15 protein-coding genes are annotated in these 12,944 nt (G+C 59.9%); 3 read left to right on the forward strand and 12 right to left on the reverse strand.

Annotation, left to right across the window (positions count from 1 at the left end; translation table 11 throughout):
* The 5 genes from F8N12_RS07690 to exbB all read right to left on the reverse strand — a co-directional run.
* The coding region (locus F8N12_RS07690; protein ID WP_412072135.1) for an OB-fold nucleic acid binding domain-containing protein at positions 1-607 on the reverse strand (607 nt) is incomplete at its 3' end.
* 9 nt (positions 608-616) lie between these two features.
* Positions 617-1,543, reverse strand: coding sequence for a hydrogen peroxide-inducible genes activator (locus F8N12_RS07695; RefSeq protein ID WP_150579924.1), 927 nt, complete (start codon positions 1,541-1,543; stop codon positions 617-619).
* A gap of 298 nt (positions 1,544-1,841) precedes the next feature.
* Entirely contained in the window at positions 1,842-2,594 is a 753-nt protein-coding gene (locus F8N12_RS07700) for an energy transducer TonB (protein WP_150579925.1), read from the reverse strand.
* Positions 2,591-3,019 carry a TonB system transport protein ExbD gene (exbD, locus tag F8N12_RS07705; RefSeq protein ID WP_028622412.1) on the reverse strand — a complete coding sequence of 143 codons (429 nt, stop codon included), beginning with the start codon at positions 3,017-3,019 and terminating at the stop codon, positions 2,591-2,593. Before exbD ends, F8N12_RS07700 begins: the two co-directional genes overlap by 4 nt.
* 6 nt (positions 3,020-3,025) lie before the next feature.
* Positions 3,026-4,006 (reverse strand): tonB-system energizer ExbB, encoded by a 981-nt coding sequence (exbB, locus tag F8N12_RS07710; protein ID WP_150579926.1) that lies wholly within the window; start codon positions 4,004-4,006, stop codon positions 3,026-3,028.
* A 188-nt stretch (positions 4,007-4,194) separates the two neighbouring features.
* On the opposite strand from exbB, the gene F8N12_RS07715 reads away from it, so the two are divergent.
* On the forward strand, positions 4,195-5,055 hold the full coding sequence (locus tag F8N12_RS07715) for an SDR family oxidoreductase (protein ID WP_150579927.1): 861 nt from the start codon (positions 4,195-4,197) through the stop codon (positions 5,053-5,055).
* Positions 5,056-5,189: 134 nt separating this feature from the next.
* On the opposite strand, the gene F8N12_RS07720 is transcribed toward F8N12_RS07715, so the two are convergent.
* The 6 genes from F8N12_RS07720 to F8N12_RS07745 form a co-directional block, all read right to left on the reverse strand.
* The gene (locus F8N12_RS07720; RefSeq protein WP_150579928.1) at positions 5,190-5,930 is read right to left on the reverse strand and encodes a hypothetical protein; all 741 of its coding nucleotides are present in this window, start codon (positions 5,928-5,930) and stop codon (positions 5,190-5,192) included.
* A 68-nt stretch (positions 5,931-5,998) separates the two neighbouring features.
* Positions 5,999-6,379 (reverse strand): RidA family protein, encoded by a 381-nt coding sequence (locus F8N12_RS07725; RefSeq protein WP_028622408.1) that lies wholly within the window; start codon positions 6,377-6,379, stop codon positions 5,999-6,001.
* A 25-nt stretch (positions 6,380-6,404) separates the two neighbouring features.
* Positions 6,405-8,510 carry a bifunctional GTP diphosphokinase/guanosine-3',5'-bis pyrophosphate 3'-pyrophosphohydrolase gene (spoT, locus tag F8N12_RS07730; RefSeq protein WP_150579929.1) on the reverse strand — a complete coding sequence of 702 codons (2,106 nt, stop codon included), beginning with the start codon at positions 8,508-8,510 and terminating at the stop codon, positions 6,405-6,407.
* 57 nt (positions 8,511-8,567) lie between these two features.
* Positions 8,568-8,831: a DNA-directed RNA polymerase subunit omega gene (rpoZ, locus tag F8N12_RS07735; RefSeq protein ID WP_028622406.1), complete on the reverse strand. Its 264-nt coding sequence runs from the start codon at positions 8,829-8,831 to the stop codon at positions 8,568-8,570.
* A 167-nt stretch (positions 8,832-8,998) separates the two neighbouring features.
* Positions 8,999-9,619 carry a guanylate kinase gene (gmk, locus tag F8N12_RS07740; RefSeq protein ID WP_150579930.1) on the reverse strand — a complete coding sequence of 207 codons (621 nt, stop codon included), beginning with the start codon at positions 9,617-9,619 and terminating at the stop codon, positions 8,999-9,001.
* A gap of 12 nt (positions 9,620-9,631) precedes the next feature.
* On the reverse strand, positions 9,632-10,495 hold the full coding sequence (locus F8N12_RS07745) for a YicC/YloC family endoribonuclease (RefSeq protein ID WP_150579931.1): 864 nt from the start codon (positions 10,493-10,495) through the stop codon (positions 9,632-9,634).
* Positions 10,496-10,763: 268 nt separating this feature from the next.
* On the opposite strand from F8N12_RS07745, the gene rph reads away from it, so the two are divergent.
* Positions 10,764-11,486, forward strand: coding sequence for a ribonuclease PH (rph, locus tag F8N12_RS07750; protein WP_150579932.1), 723 nt, complete (start codon positions 10,764-10,766; stop codon positions 11,484-11,486).
* 28 nt (positions 11,487-11,514) lie between these two features.
* A complete protein-coding gene (locus tag F8N12_RS07755; RefSeq protein ID WP_150579933.1) occupies positions 11,515-11,883 on the forward strand; it encodes a DUF4870 domain-containing protein in 369 nt (122 codons plus the stop codon).
* 201 nt (positions 11,884-12,084) lie between these two features.
* Here F8N12_RS07755 and F8N12_RS07760 read toward each other — a convergent pair whose 3' ends face one another.
* Positions 12,085-12,864 (reverse strand): exodeoxyribonuclease III, encoded by a 780-nt coding sequence (locus F8N12_RS07760; protein WP_028622400.1) that lies wholly within the window; start codon positions 12,862-12,864, stop codon positions 12,085-12,087.
* Between the last annotated feature and the right edge of the window lie 80 nt (positions 12,865-12,944).

The raw sequence follows: 12,944 nt of genomic DNA on the forward strand, positions 1-12,944 counted from the left end.
GGTGCAGATAGCGAATCGCATCGGCCAGCGGCGCCAGTTGATAGTCCCGTGCCAGTTCTGTCGGCAACCAGTCGGGCAGGCTGGTCGGGCCCAGCATCGTCAGGGTCTGCATGCAGAGCTGGCGCAAGCGTTGCTGGGTCAGGCCTTCGGTCAACGGGTAAACCGGGGTCAGGGTTTCATCCACCGGCGGCGGTTCATCGCCGGTGATGGCGCGGTATTCCGGGTGATAGATTTCCAGCCCCGACGCGCCGGGCCGCGCTTCGCCGTAACAGCGAATTCGCGTGCCGCGCTTGAGGCCTTCTTTCTGCGCATTGCTGAAATGGTAGAAGCGCAGGCTGAGCCCGCCGGTTCCGTCCTGCAAACGCACGACCAGGCTGCGACGGCGGCCCATGACCACATCGGCGCCGCTGACGGTGCCTTCGATCACGGCATCCTGGCCAGGGCGCAAATGACCGATCGGGACCACCCGGGTGCGGTCCTGATACCGCAAGGGCAGATGGAACAGTACGTCCTGAAGATTCTCCAGGCCAACCTTGGCCAGTTTTTCGGCCATGGCTTCACCGACACCCTTGAGCGCCGTCACCGACACTTGCGACAACTCGGTCATGACTGTTGCTTAGCCAGCCACCGGCGCTGGCGGCTTGGCCACCGAGCACAGGCGGATCGAGTCGGCGAGGATTTCGATTGCCTTGGGCCGCGGAAAGCTCGCGCGCCAGGCGATCGCTACTGTTCGAAACGGCACCGGCGGCGTCAGTGGACGCACTTCGATCACGCCGGGTGCGTAATGGTGGCTGTCGACGGCCGAGAGTGGCAGGATCGAGATGCCCAAACCGGAGGCGACCATGTGGCGAATGGTCTCCAGCGAGCTGGACTCCACCGTGGTGTGCTTGGCGCCGTCGCTGCCTTTGGTCAGCGTCGGACAGGCCTCCAACACCTGATCGCGGAAGCAGTGGCCTTCGCCCAGCAGCAACAGACTCTTGTCGTTGAGCAGGCTGGCGTCGATTGATTCTTTTTGCGTCCACGGGTGTTGAGCCGGCATCAGCACATAGAACGGCTCGTCGTAGAGCTGCAGGGTCAATACGTCGGCTTCGTTGAACGGCAGGGCGATGATGATCGCGTCGAGCTCACCGTTGCGCAGCTTGTCACGCAGCACGTGGGTGAAATTTTCTTCAATGTACAGCGGCATCTGCGGAGCCACGCGGTGTAGCTGCGGGATCAGATGCGGAAACAGATACGGGCCAACCGTGTAGATCGCGCCGACTTTCAACGGGGCCGTCAGCTGGTTTTTGCCAGCCTGCGCCAGTTCGCGAATCCCTTGAGCTTGCTCCAGCACTTTTTGCGCCTGGGCCACGATGCCTTCGCCGACCGGAGTCAGGCGTACGGCGCTCTTGCTGCGCTCGAAAATCAGCACACCGAGTTCGTCTTCAAGCTTTTTCACGCCCACCGACAGGGTCGGCTGACTGACGTGGCAACGCTCGGCCGCGTGGCCGAAGTGCTGCTCTTGGGCGAGGGTAACGATGTAGCGTAATTCTGTAAGGGTCATGGCGAACGTCCGTGAAGTTGCGAGCCAAGCATAACGGCTGCAATCGATAGACGCACGTTATCAGACTGAGTGAGGTGAATGACACCGGGCAATGCGTGTATGCCTGGGTGGATATGCAAAAGGCACCTTTTGGTGCCTCTAGGCATATTCCCTTCCGTAGCAGCTGGCGTAGCCTGCGTCCGGCTGCGCAGCAGTCGTATTTCTGAACGCTGCGGTTCTGCAGGCAAACCGCATTGGCTGATTTATACGACTGCTGCGCAGCCGGACGCAGGCTGCGCCAGCTGCTACAGAGATCGCTTCAGCGGCGGCGCTTTTCCAGGGAATACACAAACGGCGCAACGATTTCGATCGAGCCGTTGTTCAGCATGTCGGCCGGCGGCTTGGGCAGCGGTTGCGCACGCCTGATCATTTCCAGAGTCGCCCTGTCCAGATCGGCATTGCCGGAGCGGCCCACCAGTTCGAATGACAACACGTTGCCTTCACCGTCCACCACGAAGCGCAGTCGGTTCAACCCTTCCTTACCACGCGATTGAGCGCTGGCCGGGTACTTTTTGTACTTGGCCAGATGAGCGAGCAGGGTGCCTTGCCAACTGGCCTTGGCTGCTTGCTGCGCCGGCGAAGGGCCGGGTGCCGGTTGTGCAGATTTGTCCGTTGGCGTCTGGGTCGGTTGCGCGTCGCTCGGTTTTTCCTCGGTCGGCTTTTCCTTCGGCGGCTCGGGTTTTTTCTCCACGGGCTTGGGCGGTTGCGGTTTTGGCTTCGGCTTGGGTTTAGGCTTGGGCACGGCAATCTCGGCCTTCGGCGCTTCTGCAAGCTTGGGCATCGGCAGTTCTTCCACCGGCGTCGGCGGCTGCGGTGGCGTGACCACCTTCGGCGGTGCAGGCGGTGGCGGGGCAGGAACCGGCGCCAGCTCGACCATCATCGCCTGCGGGGGCAGTTCGATGGGCGGACGCGACGACCAGTTCAGCGCCAGCGCAATGGCCAGCGCATGGACACCCAGCACCACGGCCAGGCTCCCGCTGTAACGCGTCAGCTTTTGGCGCGTCGTGATCATTTCTTGGCTGCCGTCTCGAGTCCGACCAGGCCGACTTTCAGGTAACCAGCGGCGCGCAAGGCATCCATCACGCTCATCAGGTCGCCGTAATCCACGCCCTTATCGGCCTGGAAGAAAATCGTCGTGTCTTTCTTGCCTTTGGTGCGGGCGTCCAGCGTGGCGCCGAGTGTCTCGGCCTTCACTTCGTCTTCACCAAGGAACAGGCGTTGATCAGCCTTGACGCTGAGAAACACCGGCTTCTCGGGCCGTGGCGCCGGTTTGGCAGTGGAGGCGGGCAGGTCGACCTTGATGTCCACAGTGGCCAATGGAGCGGCCACCATGAAAATGATCAACAGCACCAGCATCACGTCAATGAACGGCGTGACGTTGATTTCATGATTCTCGGCCAGATCGTCGTCTGCGCCTTCTTTTAGATGCAAGCCCATGGCTGATTACCCTACTTTGGCCACATGCGGTTGCGAGGAGCGCTCGGCTGTTGGCAGGTGATCGAGATCACGGCTGACCAGCAGCAGGACTTCCGCCGACGCATCCGACACCTGAGCCTTGTAACCGGCAATGGAGCGGGCAAACACGTTGTAAATCACCACCGCTGGAATCGCAGCGACCAGACCCAACGCAGTCGCCAGCAACGCTTCTGCGATACCCGGAGCTACGACAGCGAGGTTGGTGGTCTGGGTTTTGGCGATGCCGATAAAGCTGTTCATGATGCCCCACACCGTACCGAACAGACCCACAAACGGCGCAGTTGAGCCAATGGTTGCCAGCACGCCGGTGCCGCTGCTCATGTTGCGGCCGCACGCGGCAACCAGGCGTTCGAGACGGAAGCTGACGCGTTCCTTGATGCCTTCTTTTTCGCGGCTGTTGGCCGACAGTCGCATTTCTTCCAGCGCGTCGTGTACCAACAGATTGGCAAGAGTCCCTGGCTTGGTTGCCGATGCGCTGGCTTCTCTGAGCGTGGTGGCTTTTTTCAAGTGGACGATTTCATTGCGCAGACGACGTTTGGCGCCCATCAGCTCGAAGCCTTTGGCGATCCAGATGGTCCAGGTGATGATCGAGGCGATGGCCAGACCGATCATCACGATCTTCACAATGATGTCGGCGTTCTGGTACATGCCCCAAGGCGACAGGTCATGGGCCATGCCCAGGGTGTTGTCGGCTTCGAGCACCTCAGGTGCGTCTTCGGCGAGTGTGTCCACGGCTTGTGCCGGTTCGGCGGCGACCGGGGTCACGACCGGAGCGGCCTGATCAACAGGTGCAGGCGATGGAGCGGCTTGGGTCGCAGGAGAGGCGGGTGCCTGGGCATCTGCAAATGCGGCGGTGGGCGCCAGCATCAAGCCGAGCAGCAGGGCGGCCACAGCGCGCCATGCGCGAGGTCGTTTGGTTGGCGAAGCGGGGAATTGATTGGGTGTCATGCTGGCCGGACCTGAGAGAAAAAGACGGTAAATGTTCTTCCAGGCCTCGAAGGCCGAGAACAAAAGTGGCGGGCATTATTGCAAGTAATTCTTGTTAACAAAAGTAATACAGTAACTTTTTTTGTTTCTTTGCTAGCCGCTCGTCCATTGCCGGCGCTAGTCTGTGGCTTTGCAATAGGAGTTTCTGGATGTCCGCGCCTTCTGTTTTGATCGCCGGCTGCGGTGATGTCGGCAGCCGTCTGGCCACGCAATTGCTGGCTTTGGGATGGGAAGTTCACGGCTTGCGCCGGGACGTTTCACGCTTGCCGGAAGGCGTCATCGGTGTCGCTGGCGACTTGTTCAACGAGGACTGCCCCGCCACCTGGCCGGTGGGTGCAGTGGATTACCTGGTGTATTGCGCGGCCGCCACCGATCATGATGAAGCAGGCTATCGCGCTGCTTATGTGCAAGGTTTGCAGAATGTGCTGAGCTGGCTGGACGACTACGGCCAGGTGCCCAATCGCCTGCTGTTCGTTTCCAGCAGCAGTGTGTACGGCCAGCAAGACGGCGAGTGGGTAGACGAAACTTCGCCGGCGCTGCCGGGTAGCGGTTATTCAGGCCGGTTGATGCTTGAGGCGGAGCAAGTAGCGCTCGACAGCGGTATCCCCGCAAGTATCGTGCGTTTGACCGGTATCTACGGGCCGGGCCGCGAATGGTTGCTGACGCAAGTTCGTCGCGGTTATCGCGTGGCGACCGATCCGCCGCTGTATGGCAATCGTATTCATGCTGATGACGCGGCGGGATTGATGGCCTATCTGCTTGAGGCGGACCGCCGAGGCGAGGCGCTGGACGATATCTATATCGGCGTCGACGATGCGCCTGCACCGCTGGCGGAAGTGGTGGGCTGGCTGCGCGAATATCTGGGGGTGACTGACTGGGCCGAAGATGCGAGTGTGCGGCGGGCGGGGAGCAAGCGTTGCACAAATGCGCGGGCGAAAGCCCTGGGCTGGACGCCGGCTTACCCAAGCTACCGCGAAGGCTACGCCGCCATTCTCGAAGGCCGCTGCTGACTTCCCAGCACCACACAAATGTGGGAGCGAGCCTGCTCGCGATGGCGGCATGACATTCAACATCATCGTTGGCTGTTATGGCCTGATCGCGAGCAGGCTCGCTCCCATACTGGCTTGCATTGATTACGGCCGGGTTACTGCTTTTCCAGCAACCATTTGCGCTCACCCGGGGTGAACTGTGGCATTTCGTCCGACCGCGCGGTGTTCACGGCCTGCAGAATCTCCAGTTCCTTGCCCTTGCGCGCAAAGATCCAGGTATTGCCCTGACCGTTCAACTGCAGCCACATGTTGTCGTTGCCGTCACTCATCGACGCGCAGTCGCCGGCCAGGCACAGGGCATAGCGGTCGGCGCCCGGCAAACCGGCCACCTGGCCGTCGGCCTGGAATTGCACGGTGTTGCCGATACCAGGGCCATTGATGACTTTCCAGCTGCCACCCATGTAAGCGGTGTACAACGCACGTTCGAAGCTGGCGCCAAGCGGGGCGCCCTCGGGCACCGGAATCTGCGGGCGGTCGAAGACCTGCTCCGGTTCGTTGTCGCTGGCGCCCTGGCTCAGTTGTTTGCCATCACGCTTCAGCTCGCTGGCCGAGCTGCCGTAAAAATCGACTTTCCAGGCGCCGGACTCTTCGCCCAGCAGCTTGCCGTCCACATTTTCAAAACCATTGGTGTAACGGGCCTGGGCGGCCTTGGTGTTGACGTCCCATTCCAGGTTCGGGCCATAAGCCTGAAGCGCTTCGCGCAAGGGGGCGCCTTTGGATGCCGCATCGATCGCCACCTGATTGATCCAGGTACCGCTGATATCACGATCGGCAGGATCGCTGGCACAACCGCCCAGGAACAGGGCGACCAGCGAGAGAACTAGCGCTTGGCGCATGGTGGAATCCTTTCAGAACACTTCTTTGCCTACATCGACGGCGCAGCCCTGAGACTGCGCCGGACGCATTACTCGATGACCAGAATGGCATCCATTTCAACCTGCGAACCCTTTGGCAGGGCAGCGACACCGATGGCGGCGCGGGCAGGGTATGGCTGCTCGAAATACTTGCCCATGATCTCGTTGACCTTGGCGAAGTGGCTCAGATCAATCAGGAAGATGTTCAGTTTAACGATGTCCTTGAACGAACCGCCGGCAGCTTCAGCGACGGACTTGAGGTTCTCGAACACCTGGACGACCTGGGCTTCGAAACCCTCGACCAGTTCCATGGTTTTCGGATCGAGCGGGATCTGGCCCGACATGTACACAGTGTTGCCGGCCTTGATCGCCTGGGAGTAAGTACCGATGGCCGCCGGGGCCTTGTCGCTGGTGATAACAGTCTTGGTCATGAATGACTCCTTGTAATGGGTAACGTTACGCGCGCATGCGGGTGATGCGGATCACCCCGGTCAATGCGCGCAGTTTCTTGATCACGCGTGCCAGGTGCACGCGGTCGTGCACGCTGACCACTAGTTGGACCACACTGATGCGGCCGTCGCGTTCGTCCATGCTGATTTTTTCGATGTTGCCGTCGGCGGCGTTGACACTGCTGGCCAGCAAGGCGATCAGGCCGCGCTGGTGCTCCAGCTCGACACGCAGCTCGACGTTGAATTCGCCAGTGACATCCTTGGCCCACGAAAGCTGGATGCATTTCTCCGGGTTATGGCGGATTTCACTGATGTTGCGGCAGTTGTCCAGGTGCACGACCATTCCCTTGCCCGCAGACAAGTGACCGACAATCGGATCGCCCGGGATCGGCGTACAGCACTTGGCGTAGCTGAGCACCAGGCCTTCCGTGCCACGAATGGCCAGCGGGCCTTCGGCGCCCGGCAGCTGTTCGCCTTCGCCTAGCAGGCGACGGGCAACGACATAAGCCATGCGATTGCCCAGGCCAATATCTTCGAGCAGGTCTTCGATGAGCTCCAGACGATACTCGGCGAGCATCGCCTTGACGCGCTCGGCCGGGACTTTGTCCAGGGCGCTGTCGAAGCCGTTGAGCACCTTGTTCAGCAGGCGTTCGCCAAGGCTGATGGATTCAGAGCGGCGCTGCAGCTTCAAGGCATGGCGGATGTGCGTTCGCGCCTTGCCGGTGACGACAAAATTGAGCCACGCCGGATTAGGTCGCGCGCCGGGTGCACTGACAATCTCGACCGTGGAGCCGCTTTGCAGCGGTTCGGACAGCGGCGCGAGACGACGATTGATCCGACAGGCAATGCAGCTATTGCCGACATCGGTGTGCACTGCGTAAGCAAAGTCGACGGCCGTGGAGCCTTTCGGCAGTTCCATGATCCGGCCTTTGGGCGTAAACACGTAGACCTCGTCCGGGAACAGGTCGATCTTCACGCTTTCGATGAATTCCAGCGAATTGCCGGCGCGTTGCTGCATTTCCAGCACGCCTTTGACCCACTGGCGGGCGCGGGCATGAGTGCCTTTAGGCTGCTCGTCGCCGCTGGATTTGTACAGCCAATGGGCGGCGATGCCGTTGTTGGCCATCTCTTCCATTTCACGGGTGCGGATCTGAATCTCGATCGGAACACCGTGCATGCCGAACAACGTGGTGTGCAGCGACTGGTAGCCGTTGGCCTTGGGAATCGCAATGTAATCCTTGAAGCGCCCCGGCAACGGTTTGTACAAATTATGCACAGCACCCAGCACGCGGTAGCAGGTATCGACCTTGTCGACGATGATCCGGAACGCGTAGACGTCCATGATCTCGTTGAAGGCCCGACGCTTGCCGCGCATTTTCTTGTAGATGCCGTAGAGGTGTTTCTGGCGTCCGCTGACTTCGCCCTGAATGCCGTCGATGGCCAGGCAGTGGCTCAGGGACTCTTCGATCTTGTTGACGATTTCCTTGCGGTTGCCCCGGGCGCGCTTGACCGCCTGGTTGATCCGCGCGGAACGCATCGGGTGCATGGCCTTGAAACCGAGGTCTTCGAACTCTATGCGAATGGCGTGCATGCCCAGCCGGTTGGCGATGGGCGCATAGATTTCCAGGGTTTCCTTGGCGATCCGCCGGCGCTTTTCGCCGGAGAGGACTTCCAGCGTGCGCATGTTGTGCAGGCGGTCGGCCAGTTTGACCAGGATCACGCGAATGTCGCGCGCCATGGCCATGGCCATTTTCTGGAAGTTTTCCGCCTGGGCTTCGGCTTTTGTCTCGAAATTCATCTGGGTCAGTTTGCTGACCCCATCGACCAGTTCGGCCACGGTTTCGCCGAACTGCGCTTGCAGCGCTTCCTTGGCAATCCCGGTGTCTTCGATCACGTCATGCAGCATCGCAGCCATCAGGCTCTGATGGTCCATGTGCATGTCGGCAAGAATATTGGCCACGGCAAGAGGATGCGTGACGTACGCCTCACCGCTACGGCGGCGTTGGCCGTCGTGGGCTTGTTCGGCGTAGAAATACGCCCGGCGGACCAGATTGACCTGGTCCTTCCCGAGGTAGGCCGATAAGCGATCGGCGAGGGCGTCTATGCTCGGCATGATGACTCCTGCCGTTCGCTGTGACCCCGCGCCGTGCTACGTCGACCAGGCATAGGCTTAGACGGCCTCGTTGGACTCGTCCTCGAACGCTGCGAACAGCGGTTCGTCTTCGACGATTTCAGCATTGGCGATGAACTCGTAGCTCATCAGGCCTTCCGCGATTTCGCGCAGGGCGACGACGGTCGGCTTGTCGTTTTCCACTGGGACCAAAGGCTCTTTGCCGCCGGTGGCCAGTTGACGGGCACGCTTGGTAGAGAGCATGACCAGCTCAAAGCGGTTTTCCACGTGTTCTAGGCAGTCTTCAACGGTTACGCGGGCCATGGTATTCCTCGGAGCGAATGCAATATGCGCGCTGCCCGGTTGGGCGAGCGGACTCGACAGTTTAAAAAATCACCAGCGATTAGGGAAGCGCTGATTTTTTGACCAGACCCTTCAACGCGCTGCAAGTGCCAATGTAAAGCCCTTGCCGCGGTTTTGGGAAGAGCCGGTCAGCCAAGTAATTCGGCCAAAAGTTTGCCGTGACGCTGCTGCTGACGCTTTTGATGCAGCTGATTGGCCCGGAAAATCGCCTGCAGGTCGCGCAAGGCATGGGCGAAATCGTCGTTGATGATCAGGTAGTCGTAATCGACGTAATGACTCATTTCGCTAACGGCTTCACGCATGCGCCCGTCGATGATTTCGTCGCTGTCCTGGCCGCGGTTGGTGAGGCGCTGGTGCAACGCCTGCAACGATGGCGGCAGAATGAAGATCGAACGGGCTTGTGGCATCAGCTTGCGCACTTGCTCGGCGCCTTGCCAGTCGATCTCCAGAATCAGGTCGTGACCTTCATCCAGCGTCTGCTGCAGATGACTCTGCGAAGTGCCATAGAGATTGCCGAAGACTTCGGCGCGCTCGAGGAAATCCCCGTGTTCCATCATCTTCACGAACTCGCTGCGTTCGACGAAGTGATAGTTCACGCCGTTCTCTTCACCCGGACGCATGGCGCGGGTGGTGTGGGAGACCGAGACACGGATCTCCTGATCAGCGTCGGTCAGGGCCTTGACCAGGCTACTTTTGCCCGCGCCGGAAGGGGCGGAAATGATGTAGAGGGTGCCGGTGCTGTGGGTCATGTCGGGTTTGCCTTACTCAATATTCTGCACTTGTTCGCGCATTTGCTCGATCAACACCTTGAGGTTGACCGCCGCCTGCGTACTGCGCGGGTCGAAGGCTTTGGAGCCCAGTGTGTTGGCTTCGCGGTTGAGCTCCTGCATCAGGAAGTCCAGGCGCCGACCGGCAGCGCCGCCGGACTTGAGCACGCGGCGGACTTCGATAATGTGGGTGCTGAGGCGATCCAGTTCTTCGGCGACGTCGCTCTTCTGAGCGAGCATGACCATTTCCTGTTCCAGACGCTGCGGGTCCATTTCGGCTTTCATGTCAGCAAAACGGTCGAGAACTTTCTGACGCTGGGTGGCGAGCATTTGCGGGACCAGCACGCGCAGGGTCACAACGTCATCTTCAATGGCAGTCAGGCGATCATTGATCAGCCGTGCCAGCTCCGCCCCTTCGCGTTCGCGCCCGGCCTTCAGTTCCAGCAGACCCTCGGTGAACAACGCCAGTGCCTCGGCGTTCAAGGCCTGCGGATCACTGGCGTCGCCAACCAGTACCCCTGGCCAGGCCAGCACTTCCAGCGGATTCAGAGCGGCCGGGTTTTTGATCAGGCCGGCGATCGTCTCGGCGGCAGCGACCAGTTGCGCTGCGCGCGCCTGATCGACCTGCAAGGCTTTGTCGGTGTTCTCCTCGGTGAAGCGCAGGGTGCATTCGAGCTTGCCGCGTGAGATGCCCTGGCGCAACGCTTCGCGGACCGAGCCTTCGAGGTCGCGGAACGATTCCGGCAGACGCAGGTGCGGCTCCAGGTAACGGCTGTTGACCGAGCGCAGTTCCCAGCTCAGCGTGCCTTGGGTGCCCGCTTTTTCGACGCGTGCGAAGGCGGTCATGCTGTGCACCATGGAGGTACCTCGTAATGCAGGTCGACGCCAAGCCTGAGGCTCGCGGACCTGCTATCTGTGAATTAAAGCCGACAGGCAGCAAAGGCGCAGGATTGTAGCGCAGTGCGGCGGATGCGCCCAAACACACGCGGTGACAAAGCGCTGCAGGCCGTCGGCTATGCTCTATTCAAGGCCTTCGGTCGTCGGGCGGATTTTTTAGAAGTGCCCAGTCCCGGCGCACGGCTCTATAATGCTTGGCAGTTTTCCGTCCTCCGTACAGGTATTCCCTATGAAACGTCCAAGTGGTCGCGCTGCCGATCAGCTCCGCTCGATCCGCATTACCCGCAACTACACCAAACACGCCGAGGGATCTGTACTGGTCGAGTTCGGTGATACCAAAGTCATCTGCACCGTCAGCGTCGAAAACGGCGTACCGCGTTTCCTCAAAGGTCAGGGCCAGGGCTGGTTGACCGCCGAGTACGGCATGCTGCCGCGCGCTACCGGCGAGCGTAACCAGCGTGAAGCGAGCCGTGGCAAGCAAGGCGGGCGCACCCTGGAAATCCAGCGCCTGATCGGCCGCTCGCTGCGCGCATCGCTCGACATGTCCAAGCTGGGCGACGTGACGTTGTACGTCGACTGCGACGTGCTCCAGGCTGACGGCGGTACCCGTACTGCGTCGATCACCGGCGCCATGGTTGCCCTGGTCGATGCCCTGAAAGTGATCAAGAAGCGCGGTGGACTCAAGGGTGGCGACCCGCTCAAGCAGATGATTGCCGCCGTTTCCGTCGGTATGTATCAGGGCGAGCCTGTGCTCGACCTCGACTACCTGGAAGACTCCGCTGCCGAGACCGACCTGAACGTTGTGATGACCAGCAGCGGCGGTTTCATCGAAGTGCAGGGCACGGCCGAAGGCGCGCCGTTCCAGCCGGAAGACCTCAACGCCATGCTCGAATTGGCAAAGAAAGGCATGACTGAAATCTTCGAACTGCAAAAAGCTGCACTGGCCGACTGATCGACTCTGACCCGGCAAGGAGAACGCCATGAGTGAAGAGCAAGAGCTGCTTCCCGTTCCGACCAAAGAGGTTCGGATGTGGGCAATGTTTTGCCACCTTTCGGCGTTTCTGGGTGTCTGGTTGCCATTCGGGCATTTGATTGGGCCTTTGGTACTGTGGCAATGGAAGCGAGACAGCGATCCGTTCATCGACGCTCAAGGCAAGGAAGCGCTGAATTTTCAGATCACGGTAGCCTTGGTCTCGGGTATTTGTTACCTGCTGATGCTCGTGTTGATAGGGTTCGCGCTGCTGCCACTGGTACTGATCGGGGCGATGGTGCTGTCCATCATCGCCGGCCTCAAGGCCAATGAGGGGGTGCCGTATCGGTATCCGTTTACATGGAGGCTGATCAAGTAACGGTCAGCGCAATCCTGATTAAATTAATGCTCCGACTTGCCGGGGCATTTTTTTTGAACAGCAATTCGCCGTTATCGTGATCAAGTTGTATCTGGCGCTGCCCCTTTTCACCGTTGTTTGAAAGCGGGTCCGGTTCTGAAATAACGCACAAAAAATGCCCGTATCTCGCGATACGGGCATTTTTTCCAACTGGCAAACCTTTTAGATGGTCAGCGTCCAGTCATAGTCCACGATCAGCGGTGCATGCTGCGAGAACCTGGGCTGACGTGGGAGGCGCGCGCTCCGTACAAAACGGCGCAGACCGGGTGTCAGTAGCTGGTAATCAAAACGCCAGCCAAGGTTGAGCATCTCCGCCTGTTCGTTGTCCGGCCACCAGCTGTACTGGTCGCCTTCGCGGCTAACTTCGCGCAAGGCATCGACATAACCCATGTTGCCGACAATCTCGTCCAGCCACGCACGCTCAGGTGCCAGGAAGCCCGGAGATTGCTGACTGTCACGCCAGTTCTTGATATCCAGCTTTTGCTGCGCTACGTACAGCGAGCCACAATAAATGTACTCGCGCCGCTTGCGCCGCTGTTTATCCAGATAACGGCCGAAATCGTCCATTAGCTTGAACTTCTGGTTCAAGTCTTCATCGCCATTCTGCCCCGAAGGAAGCAGCAAGGTCGCGATGCTGACCTTGTCGAAATCGGCTTGCAGGTAGCGCCCGTAGCGGTCGGCTGTCTCGAAACCGAGACCGCTGATGACTGCCTTCGGTTGCAACCGCGAATACAAAGCTACGCCACCTTGGGCGGGAACTTCGGCTTCGCAGGCATAAAGGAAGTAGCCATCCAGTTGGAAAGCTGGATCGTCCAGTTCAAAGGCGGAGGCGCGGGTGTCCTGCAGGCAGATGACGTCGGCATTCTGTGCTTGCAGCCAACTGAGCAAACCTCGCTCCACTGCAGCCTGAATACCATTGACGTTCACACTGATGATCCGCATAAATGGCCCCAAAAATCGCGTGCGTGTATGATACACGGCGTCAAGCTAATTAGCTAAATCCGTGGTATTTGGGGTTTTTT

The organism is Pseudomonas fluorescens (genome assembly GCF_902497625.1).
GTDB lineage: Bacteria > Pseudomonadota > Gammaproteobacteria > Pseudomonadales > Pseudomonadaceae > Aquipseudomonas > Aquipseudomonas fluorescens_BQ.

Excerpts from the sequence above, each read along its gene's own strand:
- F8N12_RS07695 (WP_150579924.1), bottom strand. The coding sequence starts at position 1,543 with ATGACCCTTACAGAATTACGCTACATCGTTACCCTCGCCCAAGAGCAG.
- F8N12_RS07700 (WP_150579925.1), bottom strand. The coding sequence starts at position 2,594 with ATGATCACGACGCGCCAAAAGCTGACGCGTTACAGCGGGAGCCTGGCC.
- exbD (WP_028622412.1), bottom strand. The coding sequence starts at position 3,019 with ATGGGCTTGCATCTAAAAGAAGGCGCAGACGACGATCTGGCCGAGAAT.
- exbB (WP_150579926.1), bottom strand. The coding sequence starts at position 4,006 with ATGACACCCAATCAATTCCCCGCTTCGCCAACCAAACGACCTCGCGCA.
- F8N12_RS07715 (WP_150579927.1), top strand. The coding sequence starts at position 4,195 with ATGTCCGCGCCTTCTGTTTTGATCGCCGGCTGCGGTGATGTCGGCAGC.
- F8N12_RS07720 (WP_150579928.1), bottom strand. The coding sequence starts at position 5,930 with ATGCGCCAAGCGCTAGTTCTCTCGCTGGTCGCCCTGTTCCTGGGCGGT.
- F8N12_RS07725 (WP_028622408.1), bottom strand. The coding sequence starts at position 6,379 with ATGACCAAGACTGTTATCACCAGCGACAAGGCCCCGGCGGCCATCGGT.
- spoT (WP_150579929.1), bottom strand. The coding sequence starts at position 8,510 with ATGCCGAGCATAGACGCCCTCGCCGATCGCTTATCGGCCTACCTCGGG.
- rpoZ (WP_028622406.1), bottom strand. The coding sequence starts at position 8,831 with ATGGCCCGCGTAACCGTTGAAGACTGCCTAGAACACGTGGAAAACCGC.
- gmk (WP_150579930.1), bottom strand. The coding sequence starts at position 9,619 with ATGACCCACAGCACCGGCACCCTCTACATCATTTCCGCCCCTTCCGGC.
- F8N12_RS07745 (WP_150579931.1), bottom strand. The coding sequence starts at position 10,495 with ATGGTGCACAGCATGACCGCCTTCGCACGCGTCGAAAAAGCGGGCACC.
- rph (WP_150579932.1), top strand. The coding sequence starts at position 10,764 with ATGAAACGTCCAAGTGGTCGCGCTGCCGATCAGCTCCGCTCGATCCGC.
- F8N12_RS07755 (WP_150579933.1), top strand. The coding sequence starts at position 11,515 with ATGAGTGAAGAGCAAGAGCTGCTTCCCGTTCCGACCAAAGAGGTTCGG.
- F8N12_RS07760 (WP_028622400.1), bottom strand. The coding sequence starts at position 12,864 with ATGCGGATCATCAGTGTGAACGTCAATGGTATTCAGGCTGCAGTGGAG.